Consider the following 16676-nt stretch of genomic DNA (forward strand, 5'->3'; position numbering starts at 1 on the left):
CCCCGGCGGGGGCGCGCGGCCGATGGCTTATTTCAGGACCCAGCCGTTGAAGCGTTCAAGCACGTCGCGCTGCTTGTCCAACCAGTACGCGGCGTTGATGTGCAGGCCGGTCTTGATGTTGTCGGGGTGGGTCGGGCAATTGCGCGCCACGTCGGCCTTGATGTGGTCGAAGGCAGCGGGCTGCGTGACGCCGGCGGCAAAATACTCGACCAGCGCGGCCTGGCGCTTGGGGTCGGACGCAAACTTGATGAACTCGCGGCAAGCGTCGGCGTTGGGCGTGCCTTTCAGGATGGACCAGTTGTCGCAACCCCAGATGTTCTGGTCCCACACGATCTGCACCGGCGCGCCGTTGGCGATGGCCGATTGCGCGCGCGATACCCAGGTCGCGATCATGTCGACTTCGCCCGAGCCCAGCATCTGTTCGACCTGCGCGCCCGTGTTCCACCACACGTCCACCGACGGCTTGACCTTGTCCAGGCTGGCCAGCGCGCGGTCGATGTCGCAGGGGTAGACCTTGTCGGTCGGCACGCCGTCGGCCATCAGGGCTTCTTCGATGGTGTCGAACGGATGCTTGCGCAGGCCACGGCGGCCGGGGATGTCCTTGACGTTCCAGAAGTCGGCCCACGACGCGGGCGCGCGGCGGCCCTTGAAGGCGTCGGTGCGGTACGCCAGCACGGTGGTGTAGACGTTGTTGCCCACGCCGTAGGGCGACATGTATTGCGCCGGGATGGTGGCCACGACCGGATCGGATTCCAGGCCGTGCTTTTCCAGATAGACCTTGCCGCCTTCGGTCAGCATCAGGATGGCGGGCTGGCTGATCTTGGCCATGTCCCAGGTGTAGTTGCCGGTGTCGACCATGCTGCGGATCTGCGCGGTGGGTTCGGCGTTGGCCTGTACGCCCACCACCTGGATGCCGGTGGCTTCCGAGAACGGCTTGTAGAACACGGCGCCATAGGCCTTGCTGTAGATGCCGCCGTCATCACGCACGACGATGCGCTTGGAGGCGGCGCGCGACGGCGTCCAGATCATGGGCATGGCCAGCGCGGCGGCGCCGGCGGCCACGGTTTTCAGCGCGGCGCGGCGCGAGGCGTTGTGGGGGATCGATTTCATGGAAGACTCCTGCGGGTCGGGTCAGGGACTGCGGATCAAGGGTGGGGATCTAATGCTGCGGCTGCGCTTCGTTCATGGCAGCAGGCGGCCGGGGTTGAACAGGTTGGCGGGGTCGAAGGTGGACTTCAGCGCGCGCATCATCGCCAGTTCAACGGGTGACTTGTAGTGCGCCATTTCAGCCAGCGACGTGCGGCCCACGCCGTGTTCGGCGCTGAAGGTGCCGCCCAGCGCGTCGGCCGCATCGTTGACCGCGCGGCGGATAGCGGCGGCCATCGCGTCGCGGTCGGGCAGGGCGTTCCAGGCATCGAAGGTGAAGAAGGGAATGAAGTGCACGTTGCCGTCGCCCAGGTGGGCGACGATCAGCACCGGCAGGTCGGGCACCAGGCGGCGCACGGCGGCGGTGGCGTCGTCGATGAAGCGCGGCACGCTGGAGACGGGCACGGCGCTGTCCGTGGTCAGGCCCACGCCGGCCTTCTTATTGCCTTCGGACACGCTGTGGCGAACTTCCCAAAGCGCGGCGCGCTGGCTGTCGTTGCTGGCCAGCACGGCGTCGTGCAGCAGACCCAGTTCCGACGCGTGTTCCAGCGTCTGCTGCAACAGCGCTTGCAGTTCGTCGCCGCTGCCCGTGTCAGACAGTTCCACCAGCACATGCCACGGGTGCGTGTCGCCCAGCGGGTTCTTGCGGCCCGGCACGTGGGCCATCACGATGTCCAGCTGATTGCGGTCGATCATTTCAAAGGCCGACAGGCGCGAACCGCAGGCGCGTTGGAACCTGCCCAGGATTTCCAGCGCGGCTTGCGGGCTGTCCGGCGCCAGCCAGGCCACCGCGTGGCGGGTGGGCAGCGGATGCAGCTTGAGCACGGCGGCGGTGACGATGCCCATGGTGCCTTCGGCGCCGATGAACAGGTGCTTCAGATCAAAGCCGGTATTGTTCTTGCGCAGCGCCGTCAGGCCGTTCCAGATGGCGCCGTCGGGCAGCACCACTTCCAGGCCCAGGATGTTGTCGCGGGTATTGCCGTAGCGCAGCACGCCCGTGCCGCCCGCGTTGGTGGCGATGGTGCCGCCGATCTGGCACGAGCCTTCCGCGCCCAGGCTGATCGGGTACAAGCGGCCTTCGGCGGCCGCTGCGTCCTGCACCGTGGCCAGCACGCAACCGGCTTCTACTTCCATGGAATTGTTGGCGGCATCCACGCGGCGCACTCGGCGCATGCGCGCCAGGTTCACGATGACGGGCGGCGTGCCGCCGGCATCCGGCACCGCGCCGCCGCACAGGCTGGTATTGCCGCCCTGCGGCAACACGGGCGTGGCATGGGCGTTGCACAGCCGCACAATGTCGGCCACCTGCCGCGTGCTGCCGGGCAGGGCGACGCACAGCGCCGGGCCCTTGTACCGGCCGCGCCAGTCTTCGGTGTAGCCGGCCATGTCGGCTTCGGAATGAAGGATGGCGTCGGCGCCCAGGGCCTGGGTCAACGCGTCTAGCAGGGTGGTGCCGTAGGTCATGTCTGTGGTCCCGAATGAAGCCCGGAGATCACACGAACCCGAGCGCATTGAGGCACAGCATACGATCACTTAAATCGCTTTTCGATTTGATTAATCGTATAGCAATCGAATTCAGGGTATGTCCTAGTCGAGGCGGGCGGGGAACATACGGCTTGTCGCCCGCCAAATGAGCGAAATACAATCGTATCGTGCGATATGCGGTCTGTCTGCGTCGCCTTCCCTGCCTCTTTGGAACTGGATTCCCATGCGCGAAAAGATCGTTTTTATCGGAGGCGGCAACATGGCCTCCGCCATCATCGACGGCCTGCTAAGCCAAGGCCGTGAGCGGGCCGAGTTCCTGGTGATCGAGCCCTACGCGCCCACCCGCGACGCTCTTGTGGCGCGCGGATTGACCTGCCAGGAAAGCGTGGGACCGGCCGTCGCTGACGCCACGCTGTGCGTGCTGGCGACCAAGCCGCAAGGCTTGCAGGACGCCTGCGCCCAGGTGCGGGAATATCTGCCCGCCAGCGCCACGGTCGTCAGCATCGCGGCGGGCGTGGACCTGGCCTCGCTGTCGGACTGGCTGGGCAGCCACGCGCGCATTGTGCGCGCCATGCCGAACACGCCGGCCAAGGTGGGGCTGGGCATGACGGGGCTGTACGCCACGGCGGCGTGCGGCGCCGCCGAGCGCGACCGCGTCGACGCCCTGTTTGCCGCCGTGGGCGAGCGCATCTGGACCGACAACGAAGGCATGATCGACGCTGTCACCGCCGTGACGGGCAGCGGCCCGGGCTATGTCTTTTACTTCATGGCGGCGCTGCAAAAGGGCGCGGTCGAGCTGGGCTTTTCCGAGGCAGACGCGCGCCGCCTGGCGGTCGCCGCCTTTCGCGGCGCGGCAGGCCTGGCGGCAAGCGAAGACGTGCCCCTGACGGAATTGCAGGATCGCGTCACATCCAAGGGCGGCACCACCTATGCGGCCCTGACGCACTTGCGCGAAGCCGGCGTGGCCGACGCCATCGGCGCCGCCGTGCACAAGGCGCAAGAGCGCGCACGGGAACTGTCGGCGGGCTGATCTCAGCCCAGTGAGGCCGTGTCGCGGTGTCGCCCCAGCCACCATAGCAATGCGACGGACACGGCGATGGCCGCGACGTTGAACTGCATGGCGGTCGCGAATGCGTGGGCGTAGCGGTCGGGCGCATCGGCGTCGGCATGCGCTTGCAAGGCGCCGCCAAACAGCATGCCGGCGGCCGAGACGCCCAGCGCAGCGCCGACTTGTTGCAAGGTGGACACGACCCCCGCCGCCATGCCGGCATGACGGTCTTGAACCAGGCCCAACACCACGTTGACCAGCGGCGTGTTGACCGCGCCCTGCGCAGCGCCCAGCCACACCAGTGCGGGCACCAGCGACCACGGCGACAGCGCCGCGCCGGCCATGCCCACTTTCAGCATCAAGGTGGCGGTGGCCCCGCCATACAGCAAGGCCGCAACGGCAATGGCCGGCGTGCCGAAGCGGTTCACCAGGCGCGGCGCGGCCATCGACCCCGCAACGAAGCCCACGCTGGCGGGCGCGAAGATCAGGCCCGCCGTCAACGCGTCCAGCCCGAAGCCGGTTTGGACCAACAACGCGTAGCAAAGAAACATGGCGCTGGCGGTGGAGAACACCAGCATCACCAGCAGGCATCCGGCCGCAAAGCCCGGCTGCGCGATCAAGCCCATGTCCAGCAGCGGCGCGCCGCCGCGCGCCTTGACGCTGCGTTGCATGCGCGCGAACGCCAGCAGCACCGCAATGGAAGCGGCTCCGCACGCCAGCGCCCAGGCGGGCCATTGCCGCGCGGGGCCCTCGATCAAGGCCAGCAGCAACAAGGCCAGCCCTGCCGCCAGGCACGCGGCCCCGGGCCAGTCCATGGACGCGGCCTGGGCCTCGCGGGATTCAGGTATGTGGCGTGCCAGCGCCCACGCCGCCAGGCCCAGCGGCACGTTGACCAGGAAGACGGTGCGCCATGCAAGGCCCAGAAAATCGGCATGCACGATCCAGCCGCCCAGCACCTGGCCGGCAATCGCGGCCAGCCCCAGCGTCATACCCATCAGGCCGAACGCGCGCCGGCGCGCATGCCCGTCGTAGCTGACGCGTATCAGCGCATAGACCTGCGGAAACAGCAGCGCGGCGGCGGCCCCTTGCAACACGCGCGCGCCGATAAGCGTGTTGGCATCGGGGGCCAGCCCGCATAGACCCGAGGCCAGCGCAAAGCCCGCCATGCCAAGCCTGAACAAGCGCCGGCGACCCTGGCGGTCGCCCAGGCGGCTGCCCGCGATCAACAGCACGCCGAACGCCATTTCGTAGGCGGCGATGATGAAGTTGATCTGCGCGAACGACGCGGGCAAGGTGGTCTGCATGCTGGGGATGGCCACGTTCACCACAAAGAGGTCAAAGATCGTGATAAAGCCACCTGACAGCAGCACGCCAAGACCCAGCGGGCCCAACACGCGGGTGTCGGGGCAGGGCGGTGTGGCGCAGGGGGAAGGCAGGGCGTTAGTGGTCATGGGAGTGCCGATTGGAGGGGGATCGGCGCTATTCTGGCCATGCTTTGAGCCTTATACAATTTAGCTGTTTATGCTGTTACTACCGGCAATAGCCACTTCCCATGACCCTAGCTCCCGCCCCTCAACGACTGGACCGCACGCGCGCCGACCTGGCTGAATTCCTGCGATTGCGGCGCGAACGATTAAGCCCGACCGACCTTGGCCTGCCCGCCAATGGCCGGCGCCGCACCCCCGGATTGCGCCGCGAAGAAGTGGCGGCGCTGGCCGGCGTGGGGCTGGCTTGGTACACGTGGTTTGAACAAGGCCGCAACATCAGCGTGTCCGCGACGTTTCTGGAAAACCTGGCGCGCGTGCTGAAGCTGGACGCCGCCGAACGCCGCCACCTGTACCTCCTGGCCCATCAGCGCCCTCCCGCCGAAGCGGGCCGCACCTGGTGCACGGTGCCGCCGCAGGTGCGACGGCTGATGGACGACCTGCCGACCCGCCCCGCGTACATCCTGAACCTGCGCTGGGATGTGGTGATGTGGAACGCCGCCGCGGACAGCGTGTTCGATTTTTCGGCGCAGCCGACGGGGCGGCGCAACTTGTTGTGGATGTTGTTCGTCGTTCCCGCGATGCGGCACTTGTTTACGGATTGGTCCGCGCAGGCGCCCGCAATGCTGTCCACATTTCGTCGTGACTTTGCCAGTGCAGCAGGCGTGCCCGACATCGCCGAACTGGTCGACGAACTGCAAGCCGTGTCGCCGGACTTCCACGCGTGGTGGCGCGAGCACGACGTGCACGGCGCCTGCATGGGCCAGCGCAGGCTGCATATCGAATCGCTGGGCGACATTGCCTTTGAGCACACCACGCTGACCGTGGATGAAAGCCGCCACCTGCGCTTGGTGGTCTATGCGGTGGCGCCGGACGAGCCAGGGGCGGAAGCGTTTGCCCAATGGTTGAAGGCACGCAACACAACGTAGACGTTGACGCCGGGGATTTCGCGGATGTATCGTAAGAGCTATATCTAAAGATACATCGTAAGAGGCATTCATGCGCCATCCCGACTTCCAGACACCCGGCCACGGTGGCCATCACCGCCGCCATCATCACCACCCCTACCCCCATCACCATCCTTCGCACCACGCCGCCTCGCGCGGCGATTGGTTTTCCGGCCCGCCGGATGACGGGCGCGGCGACGCCGATGGTTTTGGTGGCGATGGCCGTGGCTTCACGCGCGGCCGCCGCGTGTCGGCCGACGACCTGCAACTGATGCTGCTGGGCCTGCTTGAACAAAACCCCAGCCACGGCTACGAACTGATCAAGGCGTTCGGCGCCCTGAGCAATGGCTTCTACACGCCCAGCCCCGGTATGGTCTACCCGGCGCTGACCTATCTGGAAGAACTGGGCTACGCCACCGTCGAGCAAGACGGGGCCAAGAAGCGTTACCACCTGGCGGACGCCGGCAAGGCGCATCTGGACGCCAACCGCGACCGCGTTGCGCTGATGTTCAACCGCTTCAAGCACATCGCCAAAAAAATGGACTGGATGCGCCAGGCCTGGAGCGGCGAGCCGCGCAGCGTGGGCCCTGAAGGCGAGGACGCACGCACCGGCTGGGTGCCGGAATTTGTAGAAGCGCGCCACGCGATGCGCCGTGCGCTGATGGAACGCACCGACGCCTCGCCCGCCGAACAACGCCGGATCGCCGCCATCCTGGCGCGCGCCACCGACGAGATCAACGGCAAGCCCTGTGCTTGATCTTGTCCTTTTCCCGAATCTGGAGTGTTGATGAACCGTAGCGACCTGACCGTGGAGCGCGTGCGCCACAACCTGAAAATGCGCGTCCTTACCGTCGTGCGCGTCGAACCCGTGGCCGGCCTGCTGGCCCGCGTCACTTTTACCGGCGATGACCTGCAGGACTTTGTCTCGGCGTCATTCGACGACCACGTCAAACTGTTCTTTCCGGCCGACCCGACGCAAGCGCCGGCCTTGCCCAGCGTGGGCCCCGATGGCGTGAAGTTTCCCGAAGGCGCGCCCAAGCCCGCCGCGCGGGATTACACGCCGCGCCGCTTCGACGCCGCGCGCCGCGAGCTGGAAATTGAATTCGTGCTGCATGGCGATGGTCCGGCATGCACGTGGGCGGCACAGGCGCAGCCCGGACAGCAGCTGGGTATCGGCGGCCCGCGTGGGTCGTTCGTGGTGCCCAAGGGCTTTGACTGGCATGTGCTGATTGGCGACGAAACAGCGCTGCCCGCCATCGCCCGCCGCCTGGAAGAACTGCCCGCCGCCGCCGAAGCGATCGTGTTGATCGAAGTGCCGTCTTCCGATAGCGAGATCCCGTTGGCCTCGGACGCGAAAACGTCGGTGCGCTGGCTGCACCGCAACGGCACGGCGGCGGGCTACAGCACGCTGTTATTGCAAGCGGCGCGCGAACTGACGTTGCCGTCGGGCGAGGGCTATGTCTGGGTGGCCGCCGAATCCGCGGTGGCCAAGGCCGTGCGCGAGATCATGGTGTCGCAGCACGCCATCGACAAATCCCGCATCCGCGCCGCAAGCTATTGGAAGCGTGGCGCGGTCGCGGTGCACGAGTCACATGAAGACTGATTGCGGCATGGCGCGAGGGCAGTCACGTTAGCGTCGCCGCCTGGCCGGCGTCTTTCATGTCTGGCGCGCCAGACTCAGCAGATTTTCCACGCGGCCTCCCGCCCCGTCTTCGCGCACCGCCAGCCCAAGCACCGCGCGTGGCCAGTCCAGGGCAAAGGGGCGATACACCGCGCCGTCCGGGCGCAGGTGGCGCAACGATGCCGGCACCACCGCCACGCCCATGCCCGCTGCCACCAGGTTCACCGCCGATGACAGCTGCGGCGCGCGTTGGCCGATCAGCGGATTCAAGCCATGCTGGCGGCACGCCGCCATGATGTCCGCGCTAAGGCCATAGCCCGATTTGCGCGAATACAGGATGAAGCGTTCCTGCGTCAGATCCTTCGGCGCCAGGCGCTTGCGGCGCGCCAGAGCATGCCCCAGCGGCAAGGCCACCACCAGCGGTTCTTCGGTCAACTGCGTGAACGTCAGGCCGCCATCCAGCGCAAACGGCGGCCGCACGAAAGCGGCATCAATCGTGCCTTCGCGCAGCTGCGCCACCAGCGTTTCGCTATCGCCTTGCGACAGCGTCATATCCACGTCGGGATAGCGCTGGCGATATTGGCGTATCACTTCCGTCACCACGCCGTTGAACGACGCCGACTCGGTAAACCCCAACGCCAATTCCCCCACCTCGCCTCGCGCGGCGCGCTGCGCCGTCTGCACCGCAGCGTCGGCGCGCGCCAGGATGTCATGCGCGCACGTCAGAAAAGCGCGGCCCGCGTCGTTCAGCACCACGCCGCGCCCCGTGCGGTCAAACAGCGGCGTGCCCACTTCCTGTTCCAGCTGGCGAATCTGCTGGCTTAGCGGCGGCTGCGCCATGCCCAGGATTTCGGCGGCGCGGGTGAAGTGCTGCGCCTCGGCCGTCACCACGAAATAACGCAGATGACGCAATTCCATATCGATACCTTTTATGTACTGATTATCAACATTTCATATATTGGACATTCTATTCGCCTGGGCCGATCATGCGGACATTGCCCCAACGATCAAGGTTTCCATGACGCGGTCCGCAAACCCCTCCCTGACCCCCGGCGCCCTGCTGCGCCAGCAACTGGCCCACGACATCGTGGTCGCGCCCGGCGCCTACGACGGGCTGTCGGCGCGGCTGGTCGCGGCGGCGGGCTTTGGCGCCGTCTATGCCAGCGGGGGCGCCATCGCCCGCGCGGCGGGATATCCGGACATCGGCCTGCTGAGCTTTACGGAAGTGATGGACCGCGTGGAAAAGATCGTCGACGCCAGCGGGCTGCCGGTAGTGGCAGACGCGGACACGGGCTTTGGCGGGTCCGCGAATGTGGAGCGCACCGTGCGCATCATGGAACGCGCGGGCGTGGCGGCGTTTCATATTGAAGACCAGTCGTTTCCCAAGCGTTGCGGGCACCTGGACGACAAAAGCCTGGTGGACGCCGACGAGATGTGCCGCAAGGTGCACATCGCCCGCCAGACCTTGAGCGACGCCGACACGCTGGTCATCGCGCGCACGGACGCCATCGCGGTGGAAGGGTTTGACGCCGCCATCACCCGTGCCGAGCGCTACCTGAAGGCAGGGGCCGACATGATTTTCGTGGAAGCGCCCGAAACGAGGGAGCAGATCCGCGCCATTGCCGACCGCCTGCCCGGCCTGAAGCTCATCAACATGTTTTACGGTGGCAAGACGCCGCTGGTGCCCTTGCCCGATCTGGCCGCGATGGGTTATCGCCTGGCCATCATTCCGTCGGACTTGCAGCGCGCCGCCATCCACGCCATGCAAGCCACGCTGGCGGCCATCAAGCAAACGGGCGACAGCAGCGCGCTGGCCGACCGGCTGACCAGCTTCAAGGAACGCGAGGCCATCGTGCAGACAGAGCGCTATCTGGCGTTGGACACGCAGTAAGCGTCCAACGCCCGGCCCGCACGCCAGCAGTACCGTGGCGCATTAGCGATCGCACCTTGCCGGCATCGTGTTCGGCCACAAACGTTGCCCCGCGCTGCCGTACAGCGTACGCACGCCGCACACCATTTGCACGCGGGCCAACGCGCGGCCGGCCGGGTCGATGATTTCCGACGCGTCCGTCTTGGACACTACCGCGCGCTGGTTCAAGAACGGCGTCACGGCGCTGTAGTCGGGCGCGATCACGAATTCGCCGCGGCGGTCCACAAAGCCGAAGTTCATGTCGGCCAGGGCCGGCGCCAGGCCGTCGCGCAGCGTGCCCAGCGCGTTAAACGCCGGGCCGGTGAGTGTGCCGTTGGTGTCCAGCGCTCGCATTGCGCGCGTGGACAGCAGCGACACCGCCTGGCCTTCCGAAAACGCGGACGTTGCGCCCTCGGCCGTCAATCGCGTCTTGCCGCCGGGTTCGACATAGTCGGTGCGCAACCGGCCATTAACCTCGTAGTGCCGCAGCAAAAGCGGCGAGCCTTGTGGCCAATCCCATTCGCCGGCGGGCAGCGTCGCCACCGTCTTGCCCGACGTATCGATCAGGCGGGTGCCGCTGTCGTCGGAGGCAAGCGCGCGCGCGGGCGTGCCCTGGAAGTTCGACGCCACGGCAGCGCGAGGCGCGATCTGCCACCGGCCTTGATCGTTCAGGTAGCCATAGCGTGGCGCGCGGCGAATTTCCAGCCAGTCGCCCAGCCGCGTGTACAGCGCGTCTTCCAGGTCCAGGGCATTGGTGCCATCGGCTGAAAAAACCCAGCGTTGCTGATCGCTGTCGGCCGTCACGCTGCCGTCTTGCGCGCGGCCGATTTGCAGCCGGCTGATGAAGGGCGTCAGCGCGCGGCCCTGGTCGTTGAACAGCGCCACGGGGCGGGTGTAGTCCTCGTCCTGCCCGCCTGCCTGCATCACCTTCCACAGCTTGTCGTTGACGCGCTCGACGGCATAATGGCGCGCCGGCACGATCCACTTGCCTTGCAGGTCGATCACGCCCACGCGGCCCGCGCCCAGCGACGCGGCGGCCTTTCCGTGCTGGAACGCGCCGATCTCCTGGAACGCGGGCGCGGCCAATTCCGTGCCCGCCACAAAGTCGTACAGGCCCCACGGCGCGTCAGCGCTGGCGGTCTTCACATAGCGGATGACACCGGGCGCGACCACCTGTGAATCGAACACGTCGCCGGGCAGGTCGTACTGCTTGCCGGCCCGGTCGATCATCTTGTTCACGCCCTTGGCGTACACCAGCGCGTACCCGTCGTTGAAGGCGCCGATGTGTTGTTGCAGCGGCAGGTCCATCACGCGGCCCTGCGCGTCCAGCAGACGGATGCCGTCGGCGGTGGTCGCGGCGTAGCGTAGCTGGTCCGCCTTGAGGGCCTTGTCCAGGACCGCCGAATCGCCGTCCCGCTCGTCGCCTGCGTCCAGCAGCGCCAGGTCCGTCCACGCCGCATCGGCGACGATGTTGCCGTCGGCCAGCAGCAAGCCGGCGCCCGCGGGGCCGCAATGGCAGTGCGACTGGCCCAGCATGCCCAGCGGCGCGCCCGGCAGGTTGAGCGGCAGCGGCTTCAATTCCATGTTCCGCGCGGCTTCCACGGCTTCGGGCTTGAGCAGCGCGCGGCCGTCGGCGTCCACGACATTCAGCAATGCGTTTTCCCGGCTCTTGACCCACAGACGGCCTTGGCGGACTTCCATGTTGCCGATATCCGCCAGCCATGCGGGCGCCGATTCGCCGTGCAGCCACGCACCCTTGGGCGTCAGCAGGCCCACGCCCGCCTCGCTTCTGAACAGCACGAAGCCTTCTTCATCGATGCTGGGCGACAGGCCCGCGCCCAGCGTCAGCGGCTTGTCCTGGCCGGGCACCAGCGCCATGGTCGTCTCGCCCGAGGGGTACACGATCGTGTCGTTGAAGCGCTGCGAGGCATGCGCCTGCTCCGAGCTCAGGGTGGCGACCAGCTGGCCGGCCGCGTTCAGCAGCGCATAACCTTTGCGACCCGCCAGCTGCGCGCTCCAGAATTGGCGCCCCACGGGGCCCATCGATTCGTAGTGCTGGTCCGCGCCGATCACCTTGCCGTCCGTGCCCAGCAGCACCACGCCGTCGGGCCCATCCGCCACGGCCAGCCTGCCGTCGCGGTCCGAGGAAATGTCGTGGTACACGGGCTCGACCACCCAGTTCCAATCGCGGTCCACCAGCCCCTGGCGATACTCGCCGTCGGTGGCGATGTACAAGTCCGGGCCATAGGCTTGCTTGACCGCCACGCCGGGCGTGGCGAAGCGGCGTTCGCCGGTGGGCGAGCGGTATTCCGGCTTGAAGGCCACGGCGGCGCGCGCGGGCAGGCCGTCAGCCAGATCCAGGCTGTCGATGCCCGGGTCCAGGGGATCGCCGACCGGTTCGCCTTGGCGGTTGATGAACAGGTGCCGGCCGTCCAGCGTGGCCACGGCCAGGCCGATTTGGGCAAAGTCGCCCACGCTGTCATAGCGCGGCGCCACGGCCATGCGGCCCTGCGGGTTGATGAAGCCCCATTTGCCTTGCCACTTCACGGCGGCCAGGCCGTGGCGGAAGTCGCGCACGGATTCAAAGATCGGGCGAATCACCAGCCGGCCGTTCTGGTCCAGAAAGCCCCAGGCATGGCGGCGCAGCGACTCGTCCGACGGCACGCGGCGCATGGGTTCCAGCGCCGACGGCAGCAGCACGGCGGCGCGTCCGTCCGCCAGGTTGCGGATGCAGCCGTTGGTGTAGGGCGTGTGATTGGAAATGTCGTCGACGGCGGCGTCGTTGCGCGAGCGGGCTTCATCGACGCAAAACACATGGCCCGTCTGCGCCTGCGCGGACAGGGATGCGCCCAGCGCGGCCAGGGCGCAGGCGATACGGGTGGTGCGGATCACGCGTGACGTCATGGTCATTCTGCTTTGGCGGAGTCTAGGGCGGGGGGATCGATGCGCTTGGCATCGGAGCAGGTCAGGGCTTCGCGCGGCCAGCTCTGGTTTTCTTCCGCGTCAAAAATCACGATCTGGTCGCACAGCACGCCGAAGGTGGTGGTGGTCTTGCCGCGTGTGTCGATGAATTCGACCAGGTGGTCGTGAAACACCATGGCGCGTTCGTCCTGGAAGTCTTGCGCCCAGGTGTAGGCGGGCGGGATGGCGTAGCGGCCGGTCAGGTCGATGAACCCATACAGCTTGCCGGTGCGATCCAGTCGTTGCGCCCGTGCCAGGCCATGTTTCAACGGGCCCAGCACGCTGAAGTACGCGCCCACGACGCGCTTGCCCGCCGCGTCCAGGAAACCGTACTTGCCGTAGTCCTCGCTGTACGGCACCACGCCTTCGCTGGCGTGGCGGTATTCCACGGGATAGCGGCCGGACAAGCGCGCTACTTCGCGGCCTTGCAGGTCTGTCAGCACCGTGTTGGACGCGCTGTCGTCGGTAAACAGCACGCGCCGCATGGACGCCAGCGGGAAGCCGTCGCCGCGCTTTTCCAGCACGGTCTTGCCCTGCTGGTCGATGACGCGATAGCCGGAGCCCTGATTGGCGCGCGCCAGGCCTTCGGGCTGCACAAAGAAGGGGTTGAATTCGCCATATAGCGCGGGCACTTGCAGGGTGCCGCGCGCGTCGATGGCGCCTTCGCGTTCGTCCTGGCGCACGATCAGCCAGTCACCGTGCTGCTCTTTGCTTTCGGGGCGCCCGTCGGTAATTTTGGTGGCGCGGCCTTGCGCGTCGAACAGCACGGCGCTGCCGTCAGCCAGTTGGCCGATGTAGCGGTTTTCGGCCAGCTTGTCGGGCTTGCCGTAGATGATGTCGCTGCGCTTGCCGGTGCGCAGGTTGACCATGCGGTACGGGCTGTCGCCATAGCGGCCGGCCAGGCCCTTGCCTTCGGGCTCGTTCACCAGCATGACGCCGTTGCCCAGGTATTCCATGTTGTAGGCGCTGTCGTGCGTGGGCGGCACGACCCACTGGCCCAGGCGGTTGACGACGCCCCAACGGTCCTTGTCCTGGACGCGAACCCAGTCGTCGTCGAATTCCTCGATGCGCTCATAGTCGGGCTTCAGGGCGGGCGCGTTCAGGCGCACGTTCCACAGGCCCCAGCGGCGCTCGCGGTTATCGTCGGCCGCGCGGTAGACCAGCAGCTCGCCGTCCAGATCGGAGGCCGCCGCGCCCACTTCGTCCGGCACGCGCGCCGGCTTGCCCTGCGCATCGATCAGGATGGCGTCGCGGCGCAGCATGTCGGGCGTGCGCGCCCAGGTGTAGGGGCCGTTGAAGGGGCGCAATTCGCTGTATTCGGGCGGCACCGCCCATTTGCCCTGTCCGTCGATGGCGCCCACCTTGTCGTCCTTGGCGCGCACCACCAGCGGCATCGTCACGTCATAGGTGTCGATGTTGACCCATTGCGGGTTCGACACGATCTTGCCGGTGACCGTCAGGATGGCCAGCGCCTGATCGCCGTTGAGCGCGCGCAGCAGCCCCAGCGGCATGGTCGCGTTGCCCGGCGTGCGCGGGGCCGACTTACGCGGCGAAAACGCGCTGACGTCATAGCCGCGCAGGCGCTGCGCCGTGTTTGCATCCAGCAAAGGCTTGCCGTCGGCCGCGTAGACCTGCACCAGCGACCCATCGGCGCTGGCGGCCGTGGCGGCGTACGAGGCGGCGTCTTCCGAGCTGAGGATGTCGGCCACGTCGGCCCCGGCCGCGGCTTGGTCCGCACCGACGGTCTCGGCGACGTCGGTGACGACGGTGGCGGAGTCGGCCGCGGTAGTGTCGGCGGCTGCGGTGTCGACCGCCGCGGTATCGACCGCCGCGGTTTCGACCGCCGCGGTGTCGACCGCCGCCACCGCGTCCGCGTCGGGCTTGGACGCGTCGGAGGCGCCTTCCGCAGCGGCTGCCGCATTTTGCCCAGCATCCACCGCCACCGCTTCAGCGGCAATATCGACGTTGCCGTCCGAGGCTTGCACGCCGTCGGCCGGCATGCCATAGACCCAGGCGCGGCCCTGCACGATGTCGACGCGGCCATCGCGTACCGCCAGCTTCTGCATCGTTCCGGCGGGGCTGATCAACAGCGTGGTCGATGCGTCGGACAGGTAGCGCCAGCCTTCGCGTTGCTGCACCCCCATGTACGACGTCGTGAATGCATGTGTCGGCTTGAGGCGTGCATCCAGCAACGTAGACTTGCCGTCGTCCGTGGCCACCAGCCACACGCCCGGCGCCAGCCACTGCACGCGCTCGTAGGCGGCGGACGAAATGGCTTCACCGCGCGGGTTCACAAACGTCCACTTCTCATCGCGGCGCACGGCCACGACGTCGCCGTCGCGCATGGGCGCTTCGCGCGAACGCAGCACCTGCGGCGTCACGGCCCAGCGGCCCTGCGCATCCAGCAAGCCCCACCACCCGGAATAGCGCGACCCGCGTACCTGCGCGGGCAGGTAGCCGGCCGACGGCGCGGCCAGCATCATCACGCCTTCGGGCAGCTCGGCGGCCGCGCCCGTCGTGGTGTTGATCAGACGCGGCGGCGTGGGCATCTCTATCGACGCCAGCTTCTGGCCGGGCATGAATCCCCATGTGCGCGTGCCCAGCGGGAAGGTCTTGACGACCTTGCCCTGGCGGTCGATCAGGACGTCGCGCTCGTCGTCTTCCACCAGCGCGGTGCCTTCGGCATTGAAACCCGTGGCGTTGGTATAGCGCGGCTTGATGACCCACTGGCCCTTGGTGTCGATATAGCCCCACAAGTCGCCCTGGCTGGCGGCGGCCACGCCGTTCTGAAATGGCATGGCCTGCGTGTAGGCAGGCGCGATGGCCATGCGCCCTTGCTTGTCGATGTAGCCCCAGGCGCCGGCATCATCGCTGCGCGACCCCGTCAGCACGGCCGCCAGCCCTTCACTGAAAGCCTGGTGGCAGACCGTGTCCGAGCCCTGTCCGTAGTAGGAGGTAGTGCACTGGTCCAGCCACGAATCCGCGCGCGCGGTCACGGGCAACGCGGGCAGGGCTAACGCCAGGGCCAGCGCCAGCGGCTTGATCGCGGCGCGCATCATACGAAGGCGCGGACAAGCGCCGCGAAAAAGGGGAAGCCAAGCCGGACGTGCCACATGGTCGGGTGCCTTGCCAAATTATGCGAAGGCAGCACTGTAACCAGCAGTAGCAGGCAATAAAGGGGTAAATGTAACGATAAAAAACGAAGCGTTAATGCGTCCCTACTCGGGTGGCTACTTGGGTGTCCGCTTGGGGGTCCACTTGGGTATCCGCTTGGGTGTCCACTTGGGGCGCTGCTTTTGGGGGGGTACTGGGCGGCTACTCGGCGGCACCGCCGCGCATCCACGCATTCCCGCGCCGCATGCAGGCGGCAAAAAATAATCGCTTGAAGCCAACTGGCGACGACTCTGTAATAGAACCGCGATGCCCCCTGTGCCGGGGCGCAGCAGCCGACCGAAGAGGCTCCCCATGCAAGCGCCGCTTGCTTCGTCTACCCGCGATGTTTTCTCCGATCCTTCCCATGACCCTTCCTACTTATGGCTGCTGGTGCTTGCCGGCGGCATCATCATGGGGCTGGCCCTGGGCGTGCGCCATGTGCAGGGCCTGTTCCTGCTGCCGGTCTCGATGGACCGGGGCTGGAACCGCGACACGTTCGCGATGGCGCTGGCCGTGCAAAACCTGACGTGGGGCATCGCGCAGCCGTTTACCGGCATGGTGGCCGACCGCTATGGGTCCGCCAAGGTCATTGCCGCCGGGCTGGTGTTCTACGCGCTGGGCCTGCTTGGCATGGCGCACGCCGCCACGCCCCTGGCCTTCATGCTGAGCGCCGGCGTGTGCATCGGCATCGCGCTGTCCGGCACCGCGTTCGCCGCGGTCTACGGCGCGCTAAGCCGGCTGGTGCCGCCCGAGCGGCGGGGGTGGGCATTGGGAGTGGCCGGGGCCGTGGGCGGCCTTGGGCAATTTGCGATGGTGCCCGCCGCGCAGTGGTTGATCGGCGGCTGGGGCTGGGTTAGCGCGTTGTTGGTGTTCTCGGTGCTGCTGGCCTTGTTGCTGCCCCTGGCGCGACCGCTGCGCGAAC

At 67.2% G+C, this 16676-nt stretch carries 12 protein-coding genes; 6 read left to right on the plus strand and 6 right to left on the minus strand.

Annotation, left to right across the window (positions count from 1 at the left end; translation table 11 throughout):
- Positions 1-27: 27 nt before the first annotated feature.
- Together ACNPP0_RS03940 and ACNPP0_RS03945 are read right to left on the minus strand one after the other, a co-directional pair.
- Complete coding sequence (locus tag ACNPP0_RS03940) at positions 28-1110, minus strand: ABC transporter substrate-binding protein (protein ID WP_448705061.1); 1083 nt, start codon at positions 1108-1110, stop codon at positions 28-30.
- A gap of 72 nt (positions 1111-1182) precedes the next feature.
- Complete coding sequence (locus ACNPP0_RS03945) at positions 1183-2610, minus strand: FAD-binding oxidoreductase (protein ID WP_448705062.1); 1428 nt, start codon at positions 2608-2610, stop codon at positions 1183-1185.
- 244 nt (positions 2611-2854) lie between these two features.
- Here ACNPP0_RS03945 and proC point away from each other — a divergent pair, with 244 nt between their 5' ends.
- Complete coding sequence (gene proC / locus ACNPP0_RS03950) at positions 2855-3661, plus strand: pyrroline-5-carboxylate reductase (protein WP_448705063.1); 807 nt, start codon at positions 2855-2857, stop codon at positions 3659-3661.
- 2 nt (positions 3662-3663) lie between these two features.
- On the opposite strand, the gene ACNPP0_RS03955 is transcribed toward proC, so the two are convergent.
- Positions 3664-5130: an MFS transporter gene (locus tag ACNPP0_RS03955; RefSeq protein ID WP_448705064.1), complete on the minus strand. Its 1467-nt coding sequence runs from the start codon at positions 5128-5130 to the stop codon at positions 3664-3666.
- Between the two features lie 101 nt (positions 5131-5231).
- Between ACNPP0_RS03955 and ACNPP0_RS03960 the strand changes: the two genes are divergently transcribed.
- The 3 genes from ACNPP0_RS03960 to ACNPP0_RS03970 all read left to right on the plus strand — a co-directional run bounded on the left by ACNPP0_RS03960 (position 5232) and on the right by ACNPP0_RS03970 (position 7713).
- The gene (locus tag ACNPP0_RS03960; RefSeq protein ID WP_448705065.1) at positions 5232-6092 is read left to right on the plus strand and encodes a helix-turn-helix transcriptional regulator; all 861 of its coding nucleotides are present in this window, start codon (positions 5232-5234) and stop codon (positions 6090-6092) included.
- A gap of 70 nt (positions 6093-6162) precedes the next feature.
- On the plus strand, positions 6163-6867 hold the full coding sequence (locus ACNPP0_RS03965; RefSeq protein WP_332609989.1) for a PadR family transcriptional regulator: 705 nt from the start codon (positions 6163-6165) through the stop codon (positions 6865-6867).
- Positions 6868-6897: 30 nt separating this feature from the next.
- Entirely contained in the window at positions 6898-7713 is an 816-nt protein-coding gene (locus ACNPP0_RS03970; protein WP_332609990.1) for a siderophore-interacting protein, read from the plus strand.
- Positions 7714-7767: 54 nt separating this feature from the next.
- Here ACNPP0_RS03970 and ACNPP0_RS03975 read toward each other — a convergent pair whose 3' ends face one another.
- On the minus strand, positions 7768-8649 hold the full coding sequence (locus ACNPP0_RS03975; protein ID WP_448705066.1) for a LysR family transcriptional regulator: 882 nt from the start codon (positions 8647-8649) through the stop codon (positions 7768-7770).
- A gap of 100 nt (positions 8650-8749) precedes the next feature.
- On the opposite strand from ACNPP0_RS03975, the gene ACNPP0_RS03980 reads away from it, so the two are divergent.
- Entirely contained in the window at positions 8750-9622 is an 873-nt protein-coding gene (locus ACNPP0_RS03980) for an isocitrate lyase/PEP mutase family protein (protein ID WP_332609993.1), read from the plus strand.
- A 42-nt stretch (positions 9623-9664) separates the two neighbouring features.
- On the opposite strand, the gene ACNPP0_RS03985 is transcribed toward ACNPP0_RS03980, so the two are convergent.
- Both ACNPP0_RS03985 and ACNPP0_RS03990 read right to left on the minus strand, forming a co-directional pair.
- Positions 9665-12544, minus strand: a complete 2880-nt coding sequence (locus ACNPP0_RS03985; protein WP_448705067.1) for a WG repeat-containing protein — start codon at positions 12542-12544, stop codon at positions 9665-9667.
- A gap of 2 nt (positions 12545-12546) precedes the next feature.
- Positions 12547-15660, minus strand: a complete 3114-nt coding sequence (locus ACNPP0_RS03990; RefSeq protein WP_448705068.1) for a WG repeat-containing protein — start codon at positions 15658-15660, stop codon at positions 12547-12549.
- 406 nt (positions 15661-16066) lie between these two features.
- Between ACNPP0_RS03990 and ACNPP0_RS03995 the strand changes: the two genes are divergently transcribed.
- Positions 16067-16676: MFS transporter (locus ACNPP0_RS03995; protein ID WP_448705069.1), on the plus strand; the 610-nt coding region annotated here is incomplete at its 3' end.

The organism is Achromobacter semiaridum (genome assembly GCF_053543755.1).